This window comes from Methylomarinum sp. Ch1-1, assembly GCF_030717995.2.
In the GTDB taxonomy this organism is placed as follows: Bacteria; Pseudomonadota; Gammaproteobacteria; order Methylococcales; family Methylomonadaceae; genus Methylomarinum; species Methylomarinum roseum.
Map to the genome: position 1 here is coordinate 2,692,608 of NZ_CP157743.1, position 23,376 is coordinate 2,715,983.

The 23,376-nt window shown below is 53.7% G+C and carries 27 protein-coding genes and 1 pseudogene; 24 read left to right on the forward strand and 4 right to left on the reverse strand.

The genetic code is table 11. The features are described 5' to 3' along the window. Window positions 1-387 precede the first annotated feature (387 nt). On the reverse strand, window positions 388-810 hold the full coding sequence (locus Q9L42_RS12440; protein WP_305908073.1) for a hypothetical protein: 423 nt from the start codon (window positions 808-810) through the stop codon (window positions 388-390). A 342-nt stretch (window positions 811-1,152) separates the two neighbouring features. Here Q9L42_RS12440 and Q9L42_RS12445 point away from each other — a divergent pair, with 342 nt between their 5' ends. The 13 genes from Q9L42_RS12445 (at window position 1,153) to Q9L42_RS12505 (ending at window position 13,313) form a co-directional block, all read left to right on the forward strand. Then, window positions 1,153-1,887 carry a DUF2231 domain-containing protein gene (locus tag Q9L42_RS12445; RefSeq protein WP_349431159.1) on the forward strand — a complete coding sequence of 245 codons (735 nt, stop codon included), beginning with the start codon at window positions 1,153-1,155 and terminating at the stop codon, window positions 1,885-1,887. Window positions 1,888-2,130: 243 nt separating this feature from the next. Then, on the forward strand, window positions 2,131-3,201 hold the full coding sequence (ord, locus tag Q9L42_RS12450) for a 2,4-diaminopentanoate dehydrogenase (RefSeq protein ID WP_349431160.1): 1,071 nt from the start codon (window positions 2,131-2,133) through the stop codon (window positions 3,199-3,201). Next, entirely contained in the window at window positions 3,198-3,515 is a 318-nt protein-coding gene (gene ortA / locus Q9L42_RS12455; protein ID WP_305908070.1) for a 2-amino-4-oxopentanoate thiolase subunit OrtA, read from the forward strand. The genes ord and ortA overlap by 4 nt, the downstream gene beginning before the upstream one ends. Beyond that, window positions 3,508-4,923, forward strand: a complete 1,416-nt coding sequence (ortB, locus tag Q9L42_RS12460) for a 2-amino-4-oxopentanoate thiolase subunit OrtB (RefSeq protein WP_305908069.1) — start codon at window positions 3,508-3,510, stop codon at window positions 4,921-4,923. Before ortA ends, ortB begins: the two co-directional genes overlap by 8 nt. After that, a complete protein-coding gene (locus Q9L42_RS12465; RefSeq protein ID WP_305908068.1) occupies window positions 4,898-5,251 on the forward strand; it encodes an ornithine aminomutase subunit alpha in 354 nt (117 codons plus the stop codon). Before ortB ends, Q9L42_RS12465 begins: the two co-directional genes overlap by 26 nt. Then, a complete protein-coding gene (gene oraE / locus Q9L42_RS12470; RefSeq protein ID WP_305908067.1) occupies window positions 5,248-7,434 on the forward strand; it encodes a D-ornithine 4,5-aminomutase subunit OraE in 2,187 nt (728 codons plus the stop codon). The genes Q9L42_RS12465 and oraE overlap by 4 nt, the downstream gene beginning before the upstream one ends. A 6-nt stretch (window positions 7,435-7,440) precedes the next feature. Then, entirely contained in the window at window positions 7,441-8,541 is a 1,101-nt protein-coding gene (locus tag Q9L42_RS12475; RefSeq protein ID WP_349431161.1) for an alanine/ornithine racemase family PLP-dependent enzyme, read from the forward strand. Further along, entirely contained in the window at window positions 8,534-9,667 is a 1,134-nt protein-coding gene (alr, locus tag Q9L42_RS12480) for an alanine racemase (RefSeq protein ID WP_349431162.1), read from the forward strand. Before Q9L42_RS12475 ends, alr begins: the two co-directional genes overlap by 8 nt. A gap of 70 nt (window positions 9,668-9,737) precedes the next feature. Then, window positions 9,738-9,923 (forward strand): hypothetical protein, encoded by a 186-nt coding sequence (locus Q9L42_RS12485; RefSeq protein WP_349431163.1) that lies wholly within the window; start codon window positions 9,738-9,740, stop codon window positions 9,921-9,923. A gap of 49 nt (window positions 9,924-9,972) precedes the next feature. Continuing rightward, window positions 9,973-10,971 (forward strand): ornithine carbamoyltransferase, encoded by a 999-nt coding sequence (argF, locus tag Q9L42_RS12490; RefSeq protein ID WP_305908064.1) that lies wholly within the window; start codon window positions 9,973-9,975, stop codon window positions 10,969-10,971. Window position 10,972: 1 nt separating this feature from the next. Further along, window positions 10,973-11,908 carry a carbamate kinase gene (gene arcC / locus Q9L42_RS12495; protein ID WP_305908063.1) on the forward strand — a complete coding sequence of 312 codons (936 nt, stop codon included), beginning with the start codon at window positions 10,973-10,975 and terminating at the stop codon, window positions 11,906-11,908. Window positions 11,909-12,348: 440 nt separating this feature from the next. Beyond that, window positions 12,349-12,744 carry an RNA polymerase sigma factor gene (locus tag Q9L42_RS12500; RefSeq protein ID WP_305908062.1) on the forward strand — a complete coding sequence of 132 codons (396 nt, stop codon included), beginning with the start codon at window positions 12,349-12,351 and terminating at the stop codon, window positions 12,742-12,744. A gap of 14 nt (window positions 12,745-12,758) precedes the next feature. Next, a complete protein-coding gene (locus tag Q9L42_RS12505) occupies window positions 12,759-13,313 on the forward strand; it encodes a FecR family protein (RefSeq protein WP_305908061.1) in 555 nt (184 codons plus the stop codon). Window positions 13,314-14,124: 811 nt separating this feature from the next. On the opposite strand, the gene Q9L42_RS12510 is transcribed toward Q9L42_RS12505, so the two are convergent. Beyond that, a complete protein-coding gene (locus Q9L42_RS12510; RefSeq protein WP_305908060.1) occupies window positions 14,125-14,391 on the reverse strand; it encodes a Txe/YoeB family addiction module toxin in 267 nt (88 codons plus the stop codon). Continuing rightward, on the reverse strand, window positions 14,384-14,638 hold the full coding sequence (locus tag Q9L42_RS12515; protein WP_305908059.1) for a type II toxin-antitoxin system Phd/YefM family antitoxin: 255 nt from the start codon (window positions 14,636-14,638) through the stop codon (window positions 14,384-14,386). The genes Q9L42_RS12510 and Q9L42_RS12515 overlap by 8 nt, the downstream gene beginning before the upstream one ends. A gap of 919 nt (window positions 14,639-15,557) precedes the next feature. On the opposite strand from Q9L42_RS12515, the gene Q9L42_RS12520 reads away from it, so the two are divergent. From Q9L42_RS12520 to Q9L42_RS12550, 7 genes are all read left to right on the forward strand, one after another. Next, window positions 15,558-16,277: an OmpA family protein gene (locus Q9L42_RS12520; RefSeq protein WP_305908058.1), complete on the forward strand. Its 720-nt coding sequence runs from the start codon at window positions 15,558-15,560 to the stop codon at window positions 16,275-16,277. Window positions 16,278-16,297: 20 nt separating this feature from the next. Beyond that, window positions 16,298-16,846 carry a V4R domain-containing protein gene (locus Q9L42_RS12525; RefSeq protein WP_305908057.1) on the forward strand — a complete coding sequence of 183 codons (549 nt, stop codon included), beginning with the start codon at window positions 16,298-16,300 and terminating at the stop codon, window positions 16,844-16,846. A 31-nt stretch (window positions 16,847-16,877) separates the two neighbouring features. Further along, complete coding sequence (locus Q9L42_RS12530) at window positions 16,878-17,291, forward strand: roadblock/LC7 domain-containing protein (RefSeq protein WP_305908056.1); 414 nt, start codon at window positions 16,878-16,880, stop codon at window positions 17,289-17,291. Between the two features lie 22 nt (window positions 17,292-17,313). Next, the gene (locus Q9L42_RS12535) at window positions 17,314-17,766 is read left to right on the forward strand and encodes a roadblock/LC7 domain-containing protein (protein ID WP_305908055.1); all 453 of its coding nucleotides are present in this window, start codon (window positions 17,314-17,316) and stop codon (window positions 17,764-17,766) included. Window positions 17,767-18,073: 307 nt separating this feature from the next. Further along, the gene (locus Q9L42_RS12540) at window positions 18,074-18,328 is read left to right on the forward strand and encodes a hypothetical protein (RefSeq protein ID WP_349431002.1); all 255 of its coding nucleotides are present in this window, start codon (window positions 18,074-18,076) and stop codon (window positions 18,326-18,328) included. A 226-nt stretch (window positions 18,329-18,554) separates the two neighbouring features. Beyond that, window positions 18,555-18,740, forward strand: a complete 186-nt coding sequence (locus Q9L42_RS12545; protein ID WP_349431165.1) for a hypothetical protein — start codon at window positions 18,555-18,557, stop codon at window positions 18,738-18,740. Window positions 18,741-18,980: 240 nt separating this feature from the next. Next, window positions 18,981-19,409 (forward strand): transposase, encoded by a 429-nt coding sequence (locus Q9L42_RS12550; RefSeq protein WP_349431166.1) that lies wholly within the window; start codon window positions 18,981-18,983, stop codon window positions 19,407-19,409. A gap of 54 nt (window positions 19,410-19,463) precedes the next feature. Here the strand turns inward: Q9L42_RS12550 and Q9L42_RS12555 are convergent, their stop codons facing one another. After that, window positions 19,464-20,807 (reverse strand): cyclic 2,3-diphosphoglycerate synthase, encoded by a 1,344-nt coding sequence (locus Q9L42_RS12555; RefSeq protein WP_305908054.1) that lies wholly within the window; start codon window positions 20,805-20,807, stop codon window positions 19,464-19,466. A 511-nt stretch (window positions 20,808-21,318) separates the two neighbouring features. Between Q9L42_RS12555 and Q9L42_RS12560 the strand changes: the two genes are divergently transcribed. From Q9L42_RS12560 to Q9L42_RS12575, 4 genes and pseudogenes are all read left to right on the forward strand, one after another. Next, on the forward strand, window positions 21,319-21,627 hold the full coding sequence (locus tag Q9L42_RS12560; RefSeq protein WP_305908053.1) for a nucleotidyltransferase domain-containing protein: 309 nt from the start codon (window positions 21,319-21,321) through the stop codon (window positions 21,625-21,627). After that, window positions 21,627-22,091: a hypothetical protein gene (locus tag Q9L42_RS12565; protein WP_305908052.1), complete on the forward strand. Its 465-nt coding sequence runs from the start codon at window positions 21,627-21,629 to the stop codon at window positions 22,089-22,091. The genes Q9L42_RS12560 and Q9L42_RS12565 overlap by 1 nt, the downstream gene beginning before the upstream one ends. 105 nt (window positions 22,092-22,196) lie before the next feature. Beyond that, window positions 22,197-22,733 (forward strand): annotated as a pseudogene (locus Q9L42_RS21475) (IS701 family transposase); the annotation flags it as partial. Further along, on the forward strand, window positions 22,709-23,074 hold the full coding sequence (locus Q9L42_RS12575; RefSeq protein WP_305910207.1) for a WYL domain-containing protein: 366 nt from the start codon (window positions 22,709-22,711) through the stop codon (window positions 23,072-23,074). The pseudogene Q9L42_RS21475 and the gene Q9L42_RS12575, both read left to right, overlap by 25 nt. Window positions 23,075-23,376: the final 302 nt, after the last annotated feature.

Genomic DNA, 23,376 nt, shown 5'->3' on the forward strand with positions numbered 1-23,376 from the left:
TCGGATAAACAGAGGAGTATCATGATAGCAAAAAAACGGCGTAGTTTCCGGCATTTCGCGTGGGCTGCAAACCAAAACGAGTATATAGTCAGTATTATTTTGTCGGTAATTGTGAATGTAGGCCAGATTTAGCCGCGCACTGCGAATAAATTCGCGCCTACCGCGCCAGGCAATCCGCCTGGATACGCACAACGGCCAATTTTACCCTGGTAGCGGTTTTTGGCGGCTTGCTTCGCGAAGCCGCCCTACGATGCGGTAGGGTGTGCTGACGATAGGAAGCGCACCATGTTTCGATGTGCTTCAAGACAATCGGCTTTACATGGGCATCGCAACCGTAGGGCGGATTCGCCGCCAGGCAATCCGTCTGGATACGCACAACGGCCAATTTTACCCCGGTGGCGGTTTTTGGCGGCTTCGCGAAGCCGCCCTACGTTGGCGGATCCGCTGCGCTTGATCCGCCCTACGATGCGGTAGGGTGTGCTGACGATAGGAAGCGCACCATGTTTCGATGTGCTTCAAGACAATCGGCTTTACATGGGCATCGCAACCGTAGGGCGGATTCGCCGCCAGGCAATCCGTCTGGATACGCACAACGGCCAATTTTACCCCGGTGGCGGTTTTTGGCGGCTTGCTTCGCGAAGCCGCCCTACGTTGGCGGATCCGCTGCGCTTGATCCGCCCTACGATGCGGTAGGGTGTGCTGACGATAGGAAGCGCACCATGTTTCGATGTGCTTCAAGACAATCGGCTTTACATGGGCATCGCAACCGTAGGGCGGATTCGCCGCCAAGCAATCCGCTTGGATACGCACAACGGCTAATTTTGCCCCGGTGGCGGTTTTTGGCGGCTTGCTTCGCGAAGCCGCCCTACGGTGCGGGGTGTGCTGACGACGGGCAGACTTTGGCGGAGCCGCGGCGCAAGTAGCCGCATGTCGCTATGCGAAATGCAGGTCAACGAGGTCCTGAACGATTCAACCGTGACTAGAGTAAGTTAAACGTTTGGGGCGGGTTAAATAACCCGCCCGCCCAGAGTTTTACTGCGTTCAGCGGCGCCCTGCAAAGGATGGGCGGAGTTTGAATAGTTGAATAGAGCGGCGATGGATATCGCCGGCGAAGTTACGGTATCATGAAACGGTGCTTTCTTGGGAGCTATCATGATCGACTATCTTTATGACTTGCTGGCCAACGTAGGGTATATTCATCCGCTGCATCCGCCGCTGACCCATGGACCCATCGGCGCAGTGATCGTGGCTTTTTTGTTGGGGATTGCCGCTAAGCTATGGCCGAACAAAAATTTTCAGCAGTCGGCATATTATGCTGTGATCATTGCATTTATCCTGTATTTTCCGACCGTTGTGCTCGGCTTTCTGGATTGGCAACATTATTATTACGGCGCCTATATTTATCCGATCAGGATGAAAATTGCGCTGGCGGCCGGTCTGTTGTTGCTGCTTGTCATCACCTTGATTGTTGGCCGCAACCCGAAAACCCCGACCTGGATCGTCAGCACGCTTTTTTCCCTCTGCTTGTTCAATGTGCTGGGATTGGGCTATTTCGGCGGTCAGCTGGTCTATGAAGGTAGGGTCCCGGAAGCAGGCGAACGTTTCTCTCAGGGCCGACAAATATTCATCAGACGCTGTTCTGGATGTCATGTCAACGGCGGTAATATTATTTACCCGAACCTGCCGTTGCGTTCGGCCCCTCAGCTGGAAAGTTATGAGCAATTTATTCGATTCATTCGAAATCCGAGACTGCCCAATGGTGAAAAAGGTCCGATGCCGGCTTTTAAGGCAAAAAAACTTTCCGACCAGCACGTTCTAGAATTGTACAACTATATCATCCACGGCTTGGCCAAACCGACCCGCAGCAGTGGGCGGAAGGAACGCTGACACCGAGGCTATTTGATCAGCAATTCCCATATTTGAGTATTTTTGCGGTGTTTAGGGCATGGGGTGTGTCTGTCGAGGAGCGCCGTAAACCCATCCCTGGGGGCTTGACGGCAGCATCCTTGCTGCCGACATCCTCGCCAAACACACCCCATGCCCTTTTTGAACGCCAAAGTGGGAATTGCCTCAAAGAGAAGTTAGCGTTTAAGATTAAGTCAGCGCTAGTTCTTTTTATGGGGATGCGGCATGGGCGATACGATTCGAGTGGTGGTGGTTGGGACCGGCCAGATGGGCTCCGGTATCGCCCGCTTGATCCTGAAAAAGCCGGCTTTGCAGTTGGCCGGCGCCTGCGCCAGAAGGCCGGGGCGGGACGGCGTGGACCTCGGATTGGCGATCGGGCTGGAACGCGAACTCGGTATTTCGGTTACAACCGAGCTGGATGCGTTGCTTGAACAAACCCGACCCGATATTGCGATACAGGCGACCTGTTCGACGCTGGAAGACGCCTGGCGGGAACTGAACATACTGATAGGACATGGCGTCAACGTCATTTCGATCGCCGAGGAAATGGCTTATCCGGCCGCGAAATCCCCGATCAAGGCCGAGCAATTACATCAGCTTGCTATCAAACACGGCGTCTCGGTGCTAGGCGCCGGCGTCAATCCGGGCTTCGTACTCGATTTGTTGATCATCCTGCTGACCGGAGTTTGCGCCGAGGTGGAGTCGATCAAGGCTACGCGGGTCAACGACCTGGCTCCTTATGGTCCGACCGTGCTGTCCGAGCAGGGCGTCGGCTTGACGCCTGAAGCCTTCGAACAGGGACTCAGCAACGGCAGCGTGGTCGGTCATGTCGGTTTCGAACAGTCGCTGCAGATGATTGCGGCGGCGTTGGGTTGGGAGCTGGAACGGATCGAACAGAGCCGCGAGCCGATCATCGCTGAGGTCAGGCGAGAAACGCCGTTCGTCACGGTCGAGCCGGGCCGGGTGGCCGGTTGTCTGCATACCGCGGTCGCCTATCGGGATGGCCGCGCCGTGATCAGTTTGAGCCATCCGCAACAGATCCATCCTGAAATGGAAGGCGTCGAAACCGGCGATCTTATTCGGATCAACGGCGCTCCGGACCTGAATATCGAAGGCCGTCCCGAGATACCGGGCGGTCAGGCCACCGTGGCCCTGGCGGTCAACATGACGCCACAGGTTTTGCAGGCCGCTCCAGGACTCTATTGCATGGCGGACCTGCCGGCGCCGGCGGCGATGTTGGGTGACGGGATTTTTCGTCGTTTCGGCCGGGGCAAACGAAAAAGGGAAGCTAGATGACCGAACTGATCGACAAAGGCGTTTGGGTCGAAATTCATACGATCGTGCTGCATCCCGGAGAACGCGCGCCTCAGATTCCTGAAGACACCGCCAAGATTCCGTTAGAGATGCGGGTCAAGGGCTTTCTCATAGAGCCTGCAAGACTTGGCGATCAGGCCCAGATCGTCACCGCCGCCGGACGCCGTCTCCGCGGTAGGCTGGATGCGATCAATCCGGCCTATCGACACGGTTTCGGTGCGCCGATACCGGAACTGTCGACGATCGGCCAGGAACTAAGAGCCTTGCTGGCGCAGCAGGATGCGGACGATGCATAGCTATCAGGCCGTCATGGACCAACGCAACGACATCATGCGCCAATCGGTCGGCATCGATTATCGGAAATACGCGACCGGTGTGTTGGCCTTCGATTATCAGAGGCTGATGGACGATACCGGTTATCGAATAGACCGAGTCCGCGAGGTACAGGGCCGCACCGCGGTCGGTAACACCCCGTTGGTGGAATTGAAAAACCTGACCCGCTTGGCGCGCAGGCTGGCTAAACCGGGCTATGGCGCGCGCCTGTTCGTCAAGGACGAGGCGGCCAATCCCTCCGGTTCGTTCAAGGACAGAAGGGCCTCGCTGTCGGTGTTCGAGGCCAAGCGGCGTGGTTATCCCGGCGTGATCGCGGCGACCAGTGGCAACTATGGCGCCGCGATCGCTTCGCAGGCGGCCAAGGCTGGTCTGCGCTGCATCATCGTCCAGGAAGCCTTCGACAGCCGGGGCGTCGCCCAGCCGGAAATCGCCGAAAAGACTCGGGCCTGCGAAGCCTACGGCGCCGAGGTTATGCGCCTGTCGGTCGGCCCGGAGCTGTTCTATCAGTTTCTGCGGTTATTGAAAGAGACCGGCTATTTCAACGCCTCGTTGTATACGCCTTATTCGATACAAGGCATAGAGACTTTAGGTTTTGAACTGGCCGAACAGATATTAGATCGGGAACGGGTCCATCCGGATGCGGTGGTCGTGACTCATGCCGGCGGCGGCAATCTGACCGGCACCGCGCGCGGTTTGATCGAGGCCGGCGCGGGCGATACCGAAATCATCGCCGCCAGCGTCGATCTGACTGGCCTGCATATGGCGTCGGACCACGATTTCAACCGTAAATCGTTTACGACCGGCCACACCGGCTTTTCGCTGCCGTTCACGACCTGGCCTGACCGCGCCGATGTGCCGCGCAATGCGGCCCGAGCCCTGCGTTACATGGACCGCTTCGTGACCGTGACCCAGGGCGAAGTGTTTTACATCACCCAGGCCTTGGCCGAACTGGAGGGCCTGGAGCGCGGGCCTGCCGGCAATACGTCTTTGGCTGCGGCCTTCGTCATCGCCCAGCAATTAACGGAAGATCGGATCGTCGTCGTGCAGGAAACCGAATACACCGGCGCCGGCAAGCATCCGTTGGCGCAGTTGAATCTGGCCAAGCGCATGGGCGTCGCCATCAGCCGAGGCGACCCCAAGACCAGCAAGCCGGGGCAGAGCATCGTGATCCCGGAAAGTCCGGAGCAACTGGCGGTCGCCGACATCGATTTGATGCGGGTGCGACGCTCCTATCTTCAGCATGCGCTTCAATCGCTGGAAAAACAGCATACACTGACAGAAACCGATTACATGTTTCTGGCCGCCGAGACCCGGTTGGATATCACCCAAGTAAAGGAGATCTGTGATGAGTACATTGGACAGGCCCGATGATTTCGAGACCCGCCGCCAGCACTTGCGAGGGTTGTCGGACGCACAACTGCACGCCCGATTCTGGGAGCTGGTGCAGCGTATCAGCGACCCGTTGGTCGAGGAAGCGCGCACCCATACCAGTCCCGGCATCGAGCGTTCGGTATTGCTGCGCATGGGCTTTACCAGCGCCGAGGCCAAGCAACTGGTAGACAGGATGCATCGACAAGGTCTGCTCGGCCACGGCGCCGGTCATCTGTTGCTGCAACTGGCTTTGCGCAAAGGGCTTTCGGTACGGGCGGCCGGTGAAGCTTTGTTGAAAGGCGACTGTTGGCGGGAGCTAAAGCCATGAAACTCGACCCGGACAAGAAACTCGATATCCTCGAGGTATTGCAGAACCTCGAACATTATCGGCCACGGCGCAAGGGTTGGGTTTGGCGCAAGCTCGTCCCCGAACAAACCGTCGGTCCGTTCGTCTATAAGAACAGTTCCGAAAACCTGAAAAATTCGCTGCCGCTGCCGGCCGCGGAATATTTTTCCAACATCGATCCCCAATGCGACCTGATCATCACCACCGAAATCGCCTCCGGTCGTTTCGAGGACGATCTCAGGCGCATGCGCATGGCGGCCTGGCACGGCGCCGACCACATCATGGTGATCCGCACCACCGGCCAGTCACATATCGACGGCCTGATCGAGGGCACGCCGGAAGGCGTCGGCGGCATTCCGATCTCACGCAAGCAGATTAGGGCGTCGCGCAAGGCGCTGGACGCGATCGAGGACGAGGTCGGTAGGCCGATCAATTTCCATTCCTATGTCAGCGGCGTCGCCGGACCGGAGATTGCGGTGCTGTTCGCCGAGGAGGGCGTCAATGGCGCGCATCAGGACCCGCAGTACAATGTTTTGTACCGCGACATCAACATGCACCGTTCCTTCGTCGATGCGGCCGAGTCGAAGAAGATCATGGCCGACGCCGGCATTTTGCAGCTCGACGGCGCGCATAACGCCAACGCCACCGCCAAGGAGGCCTGGAAGGTGACGCCGGAGCTGTTCGTTCAGCATGCCGTCAATACCGCCTATTCCAGGGCGGCCGGCATGGAAGCGGAACAGATCGCGTTGTCGACGGTGCCGCCGACCGCGCCGCCGGCGCCTAAGCTGCGGCTGGACCTGCCTTACGCCGTGGCGCTGAGGGAATTGTTCAAGGGTTACAAGTTTCGCGCCCAGCAGAATACCCGCTATATGGAGTCGGACACCGATGAGGCGACGGTGTCCCATGTGCTCGACACGCTGATCTCCAGGCTGACCGAGACCGATATACAGAGCACGATCACGCCGGACGAGGGCCGCAACATCCCCTGGCACTATAACAACATCGCCGGCGTCAATGCCGCGAGACAGACGCTGATGGGCCTGGATGGCCTCGATGAACTGCTGGACATCAAACAGGAGGGTTCATTTCGGGAGCAGGTGCGCGAATTGAAGGAAAGGGCGGTGTTGTTTCTCGAGGAAATTTTGCATGCGGGTGGATACTATACTGCGGTCGAGACCGGCCAGTTCGTCGATTCCGGCTATTATCCGGAACGAAAAGGCGACGGTATCGTCAGGGAAGTCGACGGCGGCGATTGCGCGGGAACGGTGATTCCCCGCGAACAGGATTACGGCGCGCCGGTGTGCAGTCATTTCGGTCAAAACCGTTACCCAGAACAGGATGGCAAACCCTGCGACGACTATGGCGGCTGTACGCTGTGCGATCCTGCCAAAATCCGCTATATCGACGAAGTCGACGACCAAGACAACGTGATGCAGCGGCTCAAGAAACCGTTGGCCGAACGCGAACAAGGGCGGTTGCGACCCGAAGTCGAAAAACACGGCGATGGCGTCGTCTGCGTCACCTTGTTCATTCCCGACGAGCCGCATACCGCCAAGCAGGCGGCGCTGGAACTGGCCTTGCATATGGGCTTGCAAAACCCGGAAGTGATCAATCAAAGGATCATGCACCCGGCCGAAGGCAGTTTGTTGGAGATCAAGGGCACGGTCGACCTCTATATCGATAAAAACGCTCTACCGGCCTATAGCCAAGTTACGCTGCTGACCGATGAGGACATCGAATCCTGGGTCAGGCCGCGCGACCTTCATATCGTCGCGGCGACGGTCGGCGAGGACGAACACACGGTCGGCCTGCACGAAATCCTCGACATCAAACACGGCGGCATCGAAAAATACGGTTTTCATTGCCATAATTTGGGGTCTTCGGTATCGATCGAACAGGTGCTGGACAAGGTCGAGGAGAGCGGCGCCGCGGCGGTGCTGATCTCGACGGTGATCACCCATGCCGATATCCATAAGCAGCACATGCGCAAGTTGGCGCGATTGGCCGGCAAGCGCGGCCTGAAAAATCTGCTGTTGATCGCCGGCGGCCCGCGCATCGATGAACGCATCGCACGCGAATGCGGTATGGACGCAGGATTCGGTCACGGCGCGACCGGCCGCGAAGTCGCCAGCTTCATAGTGCGCCGTTGGCGGGAGCAGGCCTGATCAAGCATGGACTATCCACTTCTATGCATCGATCTGGACAAGATCGAACATAATGCCAAGGTCATGGTCGCGCTGTGCGCCGCCCACGGCATCAAAGTCAGCGGCGTGACCAAGGTCGTTTGCGGCCATCCGGCGGTGGCGGCGGCGATGCTGCGCGGCGGCGTGGATGGCATCGCCGACTCCCGGTTGGAGAACATCCTCAGGATGCGCGCAGCCGGCCTGGATGTGTCCTATCTGCTGCTGAGGCTGCCTTCCCTATCCCGGGTCGACGAGGTGATAGATTGCGCCGATATCAGCCTGAATTCAGAGCTGCAGACGTTGCAGGCCTTGTCGGACTCGGCAAGGAGCCGAGGCAAGTCGCATCAGGTGATCATGATGATCGATCTGGGCGATTTGCGCGAGGGAGTCTGGCCCGATCTAGCCGTCGAGCGATCTAAAATGCTGATGCAGTGGCAAGGCATACAGCTGAAAGGCATAGGCGCGAACCTGGCCTGTTTCGGCGGCCTGACTCCGACCCATGACAACATGTTGCAGCTGGCCGAGTTGGCCGCCGAGATCGAACAAGCCTGTGCTATCCGCTTGCAATGGATCTCGGGCATCAATTCCAGCGGCCTTAATTTAATAGCCGAAGGAGGCATGCCCGAGCGCATCAATCACGCCCGGATCGGCGAGGGCATCTTGTTGGGCCGCGAAACCACGCGCCGAGAAGCCTGGCCGAACACCTATCAGGACGCCTTCGTGCTGCAAGCCGAAGTCGTCGAATTGAAACGGAAACCGTCGGCATTCCCCGGTGAGCATGGCGAGGACGCCTTCGGCGGCCACCCCCATTTTGACGATCATGGCGACATTCTGCATGCCTTGGTCAATATCGGCAGGCAGGATGTCGCCGTCGAAGGCATCACGCCGCAACAGCCGGTGACTATCATCGGCGCATCGAGCGATTATCTGGGCTTGGACGTTTCCGCGCTGTCAGGGCGCATACAGCTGGGCGATATCCTGTCTTTCGACGTCAATTACGCCGCGCTGTTGGCGGCGATGACCTCGGTCTACGTCAAAAAAAACTGTATTCGCGGCACCTTGTTCGATGATCGGATCTTCTGTGCCTAAGCTTGACGAACCAGGCCGCTTGACCAAGGTTTATCTGCATTTGGATCGTTTGATCGAAAACCTGAAACTGCTGCAGCAACAGGTCGGGGAACGGCCGCTGTGGCCCTGCATCAAGGCCAACGCCTACGGCCACGGCGCCGAATTGGTCGCTCACCATCTTTATCGGCAGGGCTATAAGACTTTCTGCGTCGCCGATGTCGGCGAAGCGATCGCGTTGCTCGAGAGCGGATTGGAGGCGACCTTCATCGTGTTGTCGGCGACGCTGTCCGAACATATACCGGCCTTGGTCAGATACCGCTGCGAACCGGTGATTTGCACTCACGACATGATCGACGAGTTGGCCGACGAGGCCGAACGCCGCGGCCAGCGTATCGCGGTGCATATCAAGGTCGATACCGGCATGGGGCGCGTCGGCATTCATCCGGAGCGATTGCCTGAATTCGTCAAGCATTGCCGGTCCCGGCCTGCGCTGCATTTGCGCGGCATCATGAGCCATTTCGCCTGCGCCGACGAGACCGACAAGACCTTTTCCTATCGCCAAATCGAGGTTTTCAATGCCGCCATTACCGGAACCGAATGCGGAAACTCGGTGATCCGCCATATGGCCAACAGTGCGGCGATCTTCGATCTGCCAGGGGCCGGCTTCGATATCTGCCGCCCCGGCATAGCTATCTACGGATTGCGACCATCCCAAGACATCATCAATCCGGCCGTCGAACGGTTGAAACCGGTGCTGGAATGGAAAACCCGGATCGTTTATCTGAAGGAAGTGACGGCCGGCACAGGACTCAGTTACGGACGCACTTTTATCACCCAAAGACCATCGTTGATCGCGACCGTTCCGGTCGGCTACGGCGACGGCTTCAGCCGTTGCCTGTCCAACAATGTCGACTTATTGATCGGCGGCCGCCGCTGCCCGCAGGTCGGCCGCATCACGATGGACATGTGTATGGTCGACGTGACCGAGTTGCGCGGCGCCGTCGAAATCGGCGACGAAGCGGTGATCATCGGCGAGCAGGGCGGGCTGGAAATCAGCGCCGACGAGCTGGCCGAAAAACTCGGCACGATCAATTACGAAATCGTCACCGCGATCTCTCAACGCTCGCCGCGCATCGTCGTCGCTTGATTTTGATGAATCACGTAGGCTGCCGCTGAACGCCGTGAAGCGCACCAAGCCTGGCCGATGCGTGATATCGATGCGCCCCGATATTCCTTCGCAGGAGCGCCGCCCCGGCGCGAACGGCAACGTTATCAATGATGTTGATCACCATGAAGGCCATGAAGAGTCGACGATCCTTAACCGGATCGATGAATCACGTAGGGTGCTGCTGAACGCCGTGAAGCGCACCAAGCTACTAGGCAATCCGGACGTTTACTGTTAGATTCAACTCATCACGGAGAGTGAGAATCGAATCCAAACGGGAGGCGGCCATGCCATTCAATTTACATAAACGCAATTTTCTGAAACTGCTCGACTTCAGCGCCGAGGAAATCATCTATCTGATCGATCTCGCCGGACAACTGAAGGCGGACAAAACGGCCGGCATTGAAAAACAGCGACTGAAGGGCAAGAACATCGTGCTGATCTTCGAGAAGGACTCGACCCGCACCCGCTGCGCCTTCGAAGTCGCGGCCCACGACCAGGGCGCCCATGTCACTTATATCGGTCCCAGCGGTTCGCAGATCGGCGTCAAGGAATCGATGCGCGATACCGCTCGAGTACTGGCGCGAATGTATGACGGCATCGAATATCGCGGCTTCGATCAAGAAACCGTCGAGGAATTGGGCAAACATGGCGTGCCGGTCTGGAACGGCCTGACCGACCAATATCACCCGACTCAGGTGCTGGCCGACCTGCTGACGATGAAGGAGTATTGCGATAAAGCATTAACAGACACCGGCTTCTGCTTCATCGGCGACGGCCGCGGCAACATGGCGACCTCGTTGATGATTGGCGCGGCGATATTGGGCATGGATTTTCGTTTGGCGGCCCCGGCCGAATTACAGCCGAAACCTGAGCTGATTAACAAATACCGCAAACTGGCCGAACATAGTGGTGCGCGTTTGTCGGTTACCGAAGACAAGCAGGACGCCGTCAATGGCGTCGATTTCGTCTATACCGACGTCTGGCTGTCAATGGGAGAGCCGCAGTCGGCCTGGGCCGAGCGGATAAGCCTGTTAAGGCCTTATCAGGTCAATCAACAATTGATGCAGGCCGCGGGCAATCCAAAAGTCAAATTCATGCATTGTCTGCCGGCCTTTCATAACAGAGCGACGAAAATCGGCGAGGAGATCTATCGGAAGTTCGGCCTGGATGGCTTGGAGGTCACCGAAGAGGTGTTCGAATCACCCGCCTCGAACGTTTTCGATCAGGCGGCGAACCGCATGCATACGATCAAGGCGGTGTTGGTCGCGACGCTGAGCGATTGACATGCGTATCGTCATCGCCTTGGGCGGCAATGCGCTGCTGCGCCGCGGCGAAGCATTGAGCGCCGAAAATCAACGCCGTAATGTCAGGCTCGCCGCGCAGGCCATCGCCCCGTTGGCGCAAGATCACGATCTGGTCATCACTCACGGCAACGGTCCGCAGGTCGGCTTGCTGGCATTGCAAGGCGCGGCATATCAAGAAGGCGAAGCCTATCCGCTGGATATACTCGATGCCGAAACCGAGGGCATGGTCGGTTACCTGATCGAACAGGAATTGATCGGTCGGTTGCCATCGGGACGACAGTGTGCGACCTTGCTGACCCAGATCGAAGTCGACCCCGAGGATTTCGGTTTTAATCATCCGAGCAAACCGATCGGGCCGTTTTATCCCTCAGCCGAAGCCGACACGCTGATTCAAGAGCGGGGCTGGAGCATTATCCATGACGGCGATCAATGCCGCCGCGTCGTCCCGTCGCCTCAGCCGAAGCGCATCCTGGAGCTGGGCGTCATCGAATTGCTGCTACAACAACAGGTCGTGACGATCTGCGCCGGCGGCGGTGGCATTCCGGTCGTGCGCCTTGACGACGGCGGCTTGGAAGGCGTCGAGGCGGTGATCGACAAGGATCTGGCCAGTTCGTTGTTGGCGAGGGAATTAAAGGCCGATGCGCTGCTGCTGTTGACCGATGTCGAAGCCGTCTATAGCGCATGGCCTGCCGACCAAGCCCGCGCCATACGCCGCATCGCACCTAAGGCGTTGGGTCAATTTTGTTTCGCGCCCGGATCGATGGGGCCGAAAGTCGAAGCAGCTTGCCGCTTTGTCGAACAGAGCGGGACGATCGCCGGCATAGGCAGGTTGCAGGATGCGGCCGCGATCCTGGCCGGCGAGGCGGGGACCCTGATAGACAGGGAGGCGAGCGGAATCGACTATTGGTCTCGATAACGCAAGCGGATTTTGTTTCGAAATGTCACCTAAGCGCTAGACGTCAAAAACGATAGTGGGTAGGTCAGGTTGCGCGCTAGCGCTACCTGACAAATCGGTGCAATATTGTCATGAAACGGTTTTAGCGACACCATAACCTCCGATTGAACACTACGAAATTACTTATTAGAGCGAACGTTAATGTTTGTAGCGGCAAGACATAGCGATTTAGCCGGAAGATAGAGCTGGGAGTAATTATACTATGTTATAAAGCTCAATCTGAGTGTGTCATATAACATAATTAGCATTCATTCTTGCTCGTATTCCCAGGACTAGCGGTTATGGGCCGTTGGCTTGATCTTTGCTTTACGTTCTCCAGCGATCACTTCGCCTCATTCCCATAGTTAGAGCGCCTAATCATCACCGAAGTAACAAGAACCTTGTTAATCTACTAAGTACACATGCTGGAATTCACCCCGAGTGAAGCGGAAGCGCTGATCGAAAAATATCGAAAGGAGCTGCACAGTTTTTTGTTGCGGCGTGTGGCTTGCGCCGAAACGGCTAACGATTTGCTGCAGGATGTTTTTCTGCGCCTGGTCAATTTGAAATCATCCGAACCTATCCTCAATCCACGCGCCTTTGTTTATCGGATCGCCGCCAATCTGGCCACGGATCATTTACGCAAGCATCGAGATACCGTCGATCTCGACTCGGCCGTAATCAAAGACATTTCCGAAGCAAGGGCGGAACCTGAAGCGATCGTTTTCAGCCAGCAGCAAATTGGTCTGTGCGAACAGGCATTGAGCGAATTGTCGCCGCTTAGTCTGAAAATATTGATGATGAGTCGTTTCGCCTGAACTCGGCCAGTGCGTTGAATACCGATTACAGTCCGCAGCAACGACGGATCGAATTGATCGCCGGCGAGGCCGAATTCGTCGTCGCCAAGGATAAGGCGCGGCCTTTTGTCGTGGTCGCGGATGGGCAGGAGGTCAAGGCTTTGGGCAGCGACTTCATCGTCAAGAAACAACAGGGCGGCGTCAGCGTGACCGTCATCGAGAGCGCCGTGCAAGTGTCTCAGCCCGCCAGCCCGAAAATTGAACCGGTGGTATTGCGCTCCGGTGAGCGTATTGATGTCGCTTCTGGTCGACCGCTTGGACAGATGAGAACGGTGAATGCAGAAAGGGTACGAGCATGGCGTGATAACCGTTTGATCTTCGAAGGGGAAACGCTGGATAACGTCGTCGCGGAAATCAACCGCTACCGCCCCGGCCATGTTTTTCTATCGGACAATACGTTGGCCGGTTATAGGGTCAACGTATTGTTTCATATCGACCAAATCGACAAGGTGTTGGCGGTTATCGATCAGACCCTGCCGGTCAAGTCGATGTCTCTGGGCGGACGCTTCGTATGGTTGTATTCGAAGTAGACATCACCCTACCGACGCTCATGCGTAGGTCAGGGTGCGCGTCAGCGTTCCCTGATAGTCCGGATACATCAAGGCGCTCGAATGTCACGTAGCCCAGCATCTAAACGTCAAACCATCCTGTTGTTTGAAGCATATACAAAGAGAAAACCGTTATTGCATTCAGCGGCTGGGCAACGTGACCTACATCGTACTCGTGTTGTTGTATGGTGGGTGGGAAAAGAAATTCGCACCAAAAAACACGCAACTTCGTTATTAATACCGACGCTCGTGCGTAGGTCAGGGTGCGCGTTAGCGTTCCCTGACAGACCGGATACAGCAAGGTGCTCGAATGTCACGTAATCCAGCACCTAAATTTAGTAGCCACAAAGAATATTGATACTCGTTATGTAATTTAGGTGCTGGGCAACGTGACCTACATTGCTGCCGACACATAAAAAAATTCAATTTGGAGTGCGGTATCGAAAATCTACCCCGTCCGCTGAAAATCTTGGAAACGGAGCGGCAGCGAAGTGAAGATTTTTAGTCCCCGATAGGCGTAGGGCCGATTGTTTTGTCGGAATCGAAGCGAGAGCGAAGGTGGAGACAAAATAAAAGGTCTCCCGAAACGCCGTCAAGTCATTTGTGGGAGTGCGACGGAGCCAGCATCGAGTTTACGATGATATGGCGGAGTGGCACGGACGCAGGACGAATCGGGGCCGCCGGAGGCAATAATCGCCACGTAATTTCTGCCGCTTGCTTGGGCTGGGATGCCCAAAACAAGCTTTCGCAGAAATAGTGGCGCGCTAGCTCTTTTTCTCCCTTTTTTCTTAAATCATTTTTCATAGTGATAACGACAGGAAATAATGGTAAGTTGATTTCCGTCTACTATGTATACCAACCGATTACCTTCATCAATACGACGAGACCAAAAACCGTATAAATTTTCTTTTAATGGCTCGGGCTTACCGATGCCTTCGAATGGCGTTCTTTGAGTATCAGAGATTATCTTATTGATGCGCTTCAGCGTTTTTCTATCCTGACCTTGCCAGTAAACATAATCCCTCCAGGCTTCTTTTGTCCAAGCCAATACGTCAATCATCAACTAGCCTATGATTTTCAACTTTTCCTGAGCGATATTGAGCGATTGACTTTGCCAGGTGCGCTGCATTAGCTGGACTCTTTAATAGATGCACTGTTTCCATTAGTCCGTTGAACTGATCTAGAGACATGACAACTGCATCTTCGGCATCTCTACGCGAGATGACAGTATAATCGCAATCTTCAACCACCTGATCCAAAACGCTTTTTAGTCTATTTCTGGCATCGGAAAAACTAATAACTCTCATGGAGTACCCCTATACTTGTACAATATACTGAACAAGTATAACTTGTCTGTTTAATTGTGCAAGTGCAGAAAAGGTCACATGGAGTCAGGTTTAGCTAATAGCCTGGTAGGGTAGGCAATGCTCGCCCTAACGCTGACGGTGTTTGTGGAAAATCGCGACATCCTCGTTATCGACCTGGTCGTAAATCCTTCGACCGGCACGGTGATGTCCTGCGTGCGCGCCAGCGTTCCCTGACGTTTCTAAGCGGATAACACATTCCAAATGTCACGTAACCCAGCACCTAAATTAGCCATGAAGAAATATTTATCATGGTCTAAGCAATTTAGGTGCTGGGCAACATGACCTACGAATGGTTCCGCCGAAGGTTTTTGTAGGTCAGGGTGCGTGTAGCGTTCCCTGACCTATATCTGTTTCCAAATGTCACGTAACCCAGCACCTAAATTAGGCATGAAAAAATAATTTGATAATAACCAGGTAATTTAGGTGCTGGGCAACATGACCTACGAATGGTTCCGCCGAAGGTTTTTGTAGGTCAGGGTGCGCGCCAGCGTTCCCTGACCTATATCTGCTTCCAAATGTCACGTAACCCAGCACCTAAATTAGGCATGAAGAAATATTTATCATGGTCTAAGCAATTTAGGTGCTGGGCAACGTGACCTACGAATGGTTTCGCTGAAGGTTTCTGTAGGTCAGGGTACGCGCCAGCGTTCCCTGACATTTCGAAGTTGGGTGCGCGCTCAAATGCCATGTTTCTTCCGCGCGGCAGCATGAGCGGCATCTTTTCTTTTATCATCGATATGTTTTGGCAATGCTCGGTCTCGCGGTTTCTGGCGATAAGATTAAGTCAGCCTCCACAAGAGGCGGTTTTGGGAGTAGAATCGAAATTTCCGATATTTGTGATGTGTATCAAGGTAATTCTATGAAAAAACCTAGATCACTCGATCTTGACGGTTTGGACGGCGTCGTTCACTCTTCTGCGCAGTTGACTTCGAAAGCCAACTGGTCGGGGTTAATATTGCCAATACTCTTGATAATTTTACTGGCAATGGCGTCATTCTGGCTCCGACAAAAGCTGCAGTTACCGATCAACACAGCGAGTTCGGAAGAAACAACAGAGAATACCGGGATCAAGCCATTCTCCGCGAATGCACTGCAAACTGACTTACCGTTGCGGCCTGTAGATGAACAACGCATTGATCAAAAAGAATCGGTTAACCAAGCAACAGAAACACCACAACGTTTGGATGAGGAGTTGGCGCTTCCGACGGAACCGACTGGCGCTGGCTATCCAGCGGCGACAATCAACAACAGCCCATTTACCATTCATTTCAAATTCAATTCCAGCAAACCGATTTTGGCATCCGATAGCGAAACCAAAGAAATGATGGATGTGGCAAACCGTTGTCATCGACTTCTTCGCATTACCGGATACACATGTAACTTGGGCAGTGACGAAGTCAATCGGCACTTGGGGTTGGCAAGAGCGGATGCCGTAAAACAAGTTCTCATGAATTACGGCATTAGCATTCAACGTATAGAAACCGTTTCCGCGGGCGAAAATAATCCAATCGCATCGAATGCCACGCCGTCCGGGCGGGCAAAGAATCGTCGGGCAGAATTGAAATGCCTGGATCAATGAACGAAACAGAGAAAATTGGCATGGCACAGAACAACACAACAGACTATCAACTCGCGCAACAGCAAATTCTCGACGGCATTGTTTCCGGTGAATTTAATATCGAAAATCGCGATGGCTTGGGGCCTATGATTCCGATCAGGCTGTTTCAGGTGTTAAGAATGGTCGCTTTGGGTTCGAACGTCGAGGATATTCTAGGGCAGGGCGCGCCATCGTTGGTTTACCATTCGGGGCAAAGCCTGGGATCGACGCTAGGGCAAATTGTCGCTAGCAATGCCGACAAGGATTTGGAAACCTATATCGGCAAGATCCAACAATTATGCCGTCAGCTTTCTGTCGGTTTGGTGGTGCCGGATAAAGTGGACTTGGAGGGCGGCTTGCTGGAACTGCGGGTGGATGAATGTGTTTCCTGCGCCGGTATTCATAACGTTTCGGCCCCTATTTGTCATTTTGAGGCAGGAATGGTAGGCGGTATTGTTAAGGCCTACTTCAAACGCAATGTCAAAGCGACGGAAACCAAATGTAATGCGCTGGGCGATAAGACCTGTTTGATTCGCGTCGATTTATTATGATACCCATGATTCAAATTTTAAGGAGTATTTTATGAGTAGCACTATCCATACTCTCGATCCCCGCAAATCGCAAGCCAATGAAATTGACTCCATTCTGCGCAATTTGATGAGCATACAAGGTGTTTCTGCCGCCGCGATCATCGATAACGATGGATTTGTTACGCATATTCAGCGCGATTACGAAATCAATACCGACGCCATTGGGGCTTCGGTGCAAGTAGTATTTGGCGCCGCATCCAAGGCCGCGTCTCATGTCGGACACCATTTGACGAATCTGGTGATTTGCGAGAATGCCGAAGGATATATTCTGTCCACGCCTATCGAGGCTGGGTTTATGTTGGCTTTAATAACGAAGCGCGATGCCCTATTGGGACGGGTGCGCTTCGAACTGAAGGAAACCATTCCGGTATTAAAAAAATTGTTTTCCAATTACCTGGCGAAATGAAAATATCAGATAGAACTCCTATATGCACTGGTTTGAATCACAGTTAACCGCATTGGACCAATTAGCGGCGGACTATCTGAACTCTCAACGACAAACCTCAGAAGATATTATCAGGACCAGCGAAGATCTTCGCATTAAACGCCGCCGTTTTATCGATGCGCTGCAGAAATTGGTCGATAATATTATGGAAATCAAGGGTATAAGCGCCTGCGCGGCTTATCATGAAGGCTTGGTGTTGGTCAGTTCCGGCCGGATGCCCAATATTGATGCCTTGGGCGCTTTGGGCGCGATGATTCAGGAAAGTGTCGGCGTGGCGCGAAAAGGGGCCGCGATATTGAATTTGGGAGACATTGAACAGATCCTGATTATCGGCTCAACCGATAAAGTCGCCATGTTAAATGTCGGCCCGATTGTCCTTTGCATTGCCTGTCCCAAAGGTGTCAACCTGGCCTCGGCATTGAGCCGGCGAAAATAAGCGAAGGATTTTATGTTCGGACGGCCATGTCGTTCAATTTTCGATTATTGATGCTATACGGACCGGGTTCGATTCGCTTGACGCAATCGGACGGCTCCATTATCAAACTGAAGTTTCCCAATTTTTTGAGGGCAAGGAATATCAGGTAATGCTAATATTCAGCTTAAACATTAGCCGGCTCTAATATTGATTGTTAGGCTATGCCGAATCTCATTAAAAACAATAGCTTATGGGTGAATGAGGTCGCCTTTTGTAGTATAATATTGGTTTCTAAATCATTGATTACACAAACAAAAGGGCCTCATTCATGTTCATTTTACGCGATCTTCTCCGCCCTCTCCAAGCCCATTTTTCCGAGACTGATCTGGGACGGGAGCGAGCTTCTTTGTTTGTCTACACGCTGCTCGCCGTGATTGTTCCGTTTACCTCATCGATGTCGTCTAATTTATGGCGGGCCTTGGAGACTTTGTTCGGGATCGAGATTAAGCAAAAGCGGTTCTATACCTTCATGGCTTCGTCGACACTGCCCTGGGAAAGGCTTTGGACGACGCTGTGGGATTGATTCCGTCCCCACGACCGATGGCCGCTTATTGATTGGCTTGGACGATTTTATCAACCTCAAAGTGGGTCAACACATTTTCGGCTGCGCGTCGATTTTCGATCATGCCGCCAAAGCGAATCAAAGCCGTTACCCTGGGCGCAAAATGTGGTGTCGATCGGCTTACTGAAGCAGGTCAAAGGTCGTTGGGCCTGTTTGTTTTGGGCTTTCGTTTTACTTACCCCGTCACATGATCGCCGAACAAAAGGAAACCGCCAAAATCAAAGGCCAAGTCGCGCCGTTTCAAAGCAAACTCACGCAAGCGGCGGAATTGCTAATCGCCGTCGCCGGTCACTTTGCTTCGACACCAATGCTGGCGGTCACCGACAGCTGGTTTGGGAATCAGGGTTATGGAAGCCGGTGCGCCAAACGGTAGGCGAACGTTTTCACCTGTTATCCCGATTGCGCAGCAACCAGGTGCTCTATGCGCTCCCCGACGCCCGGTCCGCCGATGCCAAGACACGCGGACGCCCCGTAAATACGGCCAGCGTCTGGGGACCGTGACCGACCGAGCGCACGCGCTCCGGCAGCAAACTGCTGCCTATCAGGTTAACCTGTATGGCAAAGTACGCGAAGTACTGGCGGTTGAGAAAACCGTCATGCTGAAGACCTTAAAATGCCCCATCAAGGTCGTGTGGTGTTTCGTAAAACCCAGTGGGTCGCCTTGTTTACGACCGATCTCGACTTGTCGGTCACCCAGGTCATCGAATATTATGGCGCTCGCTGGAAGATCGAGTCCGGCTTTAAAGAACTCAAGCAAGACATTGGCAGTCAAAAATGCCAGAGCCGGAATGCCCAGGCCGTGATAAACCACCTGCATTTCTGTATGATGGCCACCACGGTCACCTGGATGTACGCCGATCGCATCAAAGCGGATCCGCAACGTCGGCACAAGGTCAAGGGGCGGACGAGTTTCGCCTTTTCCGATGTCCGGCGCCTCATCGCCGAAGCCTCACTGAGTGAAGATTTTGATAGGCTTTGCCATAAACCCACCAATCCCATGAAAAATTCGCTGGTCGCGGTGTTGTTACGCATGGTGGCTTGAGGCGTTTTTAGGAAACTTCAGTTATCAAACTAAAGCCTGTAAAATGTTCAGGAATTATCCGAGTCGCTTTTCCCGGAGGAAAGTCTCGAGCAAACGAGCTAACGAAGGTTCGCCGACTTCGGCAAATCGATAGCTGACCCGCCGCACCGGCTTGTTGATCTTTATCAATGCGGCCAAATCACATGGCGTCGCCGCGACAACGACGTCGACATCGGCTTGGTTGATCGTCTCGCGCAAGGCCTGCAATTGTTCCGGATGATAACCCATCGCGGGCAATACCTTGCCGATATGCGGATAGGTGCTGTATACCTGAGCAATTTGCTCGACCGCCAGGGCGCGAGGGTCGACGATCTCGCCGGCCTGAGCCTGGATCGCGGCGACATAGCCGGCGCCATAGGGCATGCCGCCGTGGGTGATGGTCGGGCCGTCCTCGACCACCAGTACCCGCTTGCCGCGTATCGATTCCGGGTTTTGCAACTGCACCACCGATGCGCCGCGTACGATGGGCGCGCTTGGATTGAGCCGGCGCGCCGCTTCGGCGGCGTTTTGAATATTCTCGTCGGAGGCCGAATTGACCTTGTTGATCAAGACGATATCGGCCATGCGCAAGACCGCTTCGCCGGGGTGATGGCTGCTCTCGTTGCCGGGGCGCAAGGGATCGACCAGCACGATATGCAAGTCGGGGCGTATGAAGGAAAAATCGTTATTGCCGCCGTCCCAGAGAATCACGTCGGCTTCCTGTTCCGCCTGGGCCAAAATTCGAGCGTAATCGACGCCGGCGTACACTATGTTGCCCAATTCCAGATGCGGTTCATATTCCTCGCGTTCCTCGATGCTACATTCGGCGGCATCCAGATCGGCCCGGGACGCGAAGCGCTGCACAGCCTGCCGCTCAAGATCGCCGTAAGGCATCGGATGGCGAATCACCGCGACGTTAAGCCCATGCTGCTTAAGCAGGCCCGCCAGCCATTGCGTCGTTTGCGATTTGCCGCAGCCGGTACGCACGGCGCAGCAGGCGACCACCGGAACGTTCGCCGTCAGCATCGTGCGCTCCGGCCCCATCAGCACAAAATCGGCGCCGGCCGCCAACACGACCGAAGCCTTATGCATCACTTCGACATGGGGGAGGTCGCTGTAGGCGAACACGACCTGATCGACTCTTCGTTCCCGGCACAACGTCGACAATTCACTTTCCTCGACGATCTCAATGCCGTCCGGATAAAGCGGGCCGGCCAGCGAGGGCGGATAGCGGCGGCCGGCGATATCCGGGATCTGCGCGCCGGTGAAGGCGACCACCTCGCAGTCTGCGTCGTCGCGATAGGCCATGTTGAAATTATGAAAATCGCGCCCGGCCGCCCCCATGATGACGATACGCCGTCTGTCTGTTGTCTTTGCCATCTGCTTTCGCCTCGTTAATTTGATTTTCGGAATGCAAAAGCTTTAGCTTTTGCCTAAAAAGCTAAAGCTTTTTTACTCCAATATCGTAATACGCTCCCATTCGGATGCCCATAATTATTAGCAAGTAGCCACGAATCCCGGATTTCGCTACGCTGCATCCGGGCTACGGTATCTGCACCGGGTAGCTCAGGGTGCGCGCGAATGTTCCCTGACAATTCAGATGATGATGTCTATCGAGATAAACATGCAAAACACGGCGCTTGAACGGCCGCGCCGATTTCATATTTATCGATTAACTGTGTAGAATGCTGCCAGCTTATAAAATTGATTTTTCTAATAAACATGGACAGCCTATTCATTTCCAAGAATGTCAATATTTCAGTGAGTCTGATTAATAACCTGTGTGATGCTGACGCTTGCTATTTTGGAGCAGATGAAAAACCAGTATTACGCAGGTACGAAATAATTTATTAAGCCATACTTTGAGTAGCGAAATGCTTTAACTAGAACCATGCGATTGACACACATCCAAAAACAAGTCATCTGTGAAAGCGCCGTAAAATACTTTGGCGCGGATGCCCATGTGTGGTTATTTGGCTCCCGAGTAGACGATGAGAGCAAAGGGGGCGATATCGACCTCTATATCGAATCGCAGAGTCAGGATGCCGCTGGACTGATAACGGCTAAGTTGCAGTTCTTACGCGAATGCCATAAAAAAATCGGTGAGCAAAAGATCGATGTCGTTTTGCGTAGAGCCGGACAATCGCTTGATTTGCCGATCTATCGGATCGCAAGGCAAACCGGAGTGTTATTGCAATAATGGAAACGATTACTGAAGTATTGAAACTATGCGACCGACATGCCGACCGTCTACAGTGGGCTATGGCGGAGTTACAATCTCATTTGCCTTTTTCGGCGGAAAAATTATCGTGCTTGACTAATGTCGAGATCGCCATACTCGACCAATTCTCTACCCGTTTTGGCAAATTGCATGATTTGATGGGGGCAAAGTTATTCCCCGTCATACTCGAACTCACCAAAGAACCAGGCGATCTGAGAGCCTTTATCGATAAACTTTATCGGCTAGAGAAAATAGGCGCGATTCCTTCGGCCGATGATTGGTTGTTGATGCGAGAAATTAGAAATGCCTTCTCACACGACTATCCCGATGACCCCGATTTACAAGCGGAAATATTGAATAAGGCATTTGAACTGGCGGCACAACTGCTTGAGGTGCTCGAAAAGGTGAGCGTATTTATTGCCCCCTATATCCATAAACCGTAACCGGTTACCTTTTTGAATTTTAGAGATCAAAAATTATGAGCGAACAAAAAAAGTAAGGCATTTGCTTGGCTTGTCCGCAGGAAGATGCCGCTAGGCATTGGCATTTTGATACGCATCATAAATGGAAACACCGGGTTTACTGTTTTGGAAAGCAACCAGTTGGTTTCCGTGGAAAAAGGGTCCTGGGTTCAAGCTCAACAGTTGGGCATTCCAGGAGATGGTTTAAGGGTCTGGCTCAAGAATTTCGGTTATGGCAAAGTCTTTCGGACGCAGTTAAAAGACCAACTGCGCCATTATATCTGTGCTTTATCCGACGATGAGCAGACCGCTACCTTTGATCGCAAGGCCTTTAACGAACAACATGACCGACCTTAGCAGATTGAGCAATATCACCGTGCGATTAAGCAGGTCTGCAACATAGAGCGTTTCCAAGTTCGCAGTAAAGGGGCTATCAATAATCATCTTTTCGCGGCGATTTGTGGTTTTGTACAACGACAGAAACTCAGCTTCGCGACAGTCATTAACAACTGCTACGGCGTACAACGGAATTTATTCAAGGAAGTCATCGCCTCTTTCATCGAGAATATTGTGCCAACTATCAAACATTTAAACCCTGAATTTCATCCGGTCGTCAATGCGTAACTTCTAAAGATAGCCGAAACAAGCAAGGTTTTGATCTTGCAGAATTCGCCAAAAATCAGGCCCATTTCGGTGTCGGTGACATTATTCCATTTCAGGCCCGAGTCTGCGATCACTTGGCAGCCATTTTGGCGGAAACGGCGTTAAGCGAATCACAGCAATTGACGGAGTCAACTGATCCAGGCTTCAAGGTGGTAAGTGCGAACCTCCCTAATAATTGGCAGCTTCGATGGTGGGTATTAGGGGAAGGAGAGCGCATTGAATTGTTAAAACCGGAAGAATTGCGCGAGGAAATAGCGCGTACGCTCAGGGAAGCCGGACAATATTATACGACCGTGACATAAATTGTTAAGGCTAGGGTATAGGGTATAGGGTATAGGGTATTCATCAATGAATAAATGGCGTTTTTCAGATCACTGATGTTAATAAAGTTTGTTGAAACGTAACTATTCAGTATCTTTCAGGGCTTAGGCAGTAGGTCATTGATTTCTCGGGACGCGTGAATACATCCCTGTAAGCTCAGACTGCAACGTCCTGTTGCAGACAGCCCGGTAAATCAATAACCTACTCCCTTTGATAAAACTACGCTGAATAATTACGTTGAGACAAACATGCTGAACACCGAGCTTGAATGGACCTGTTGATT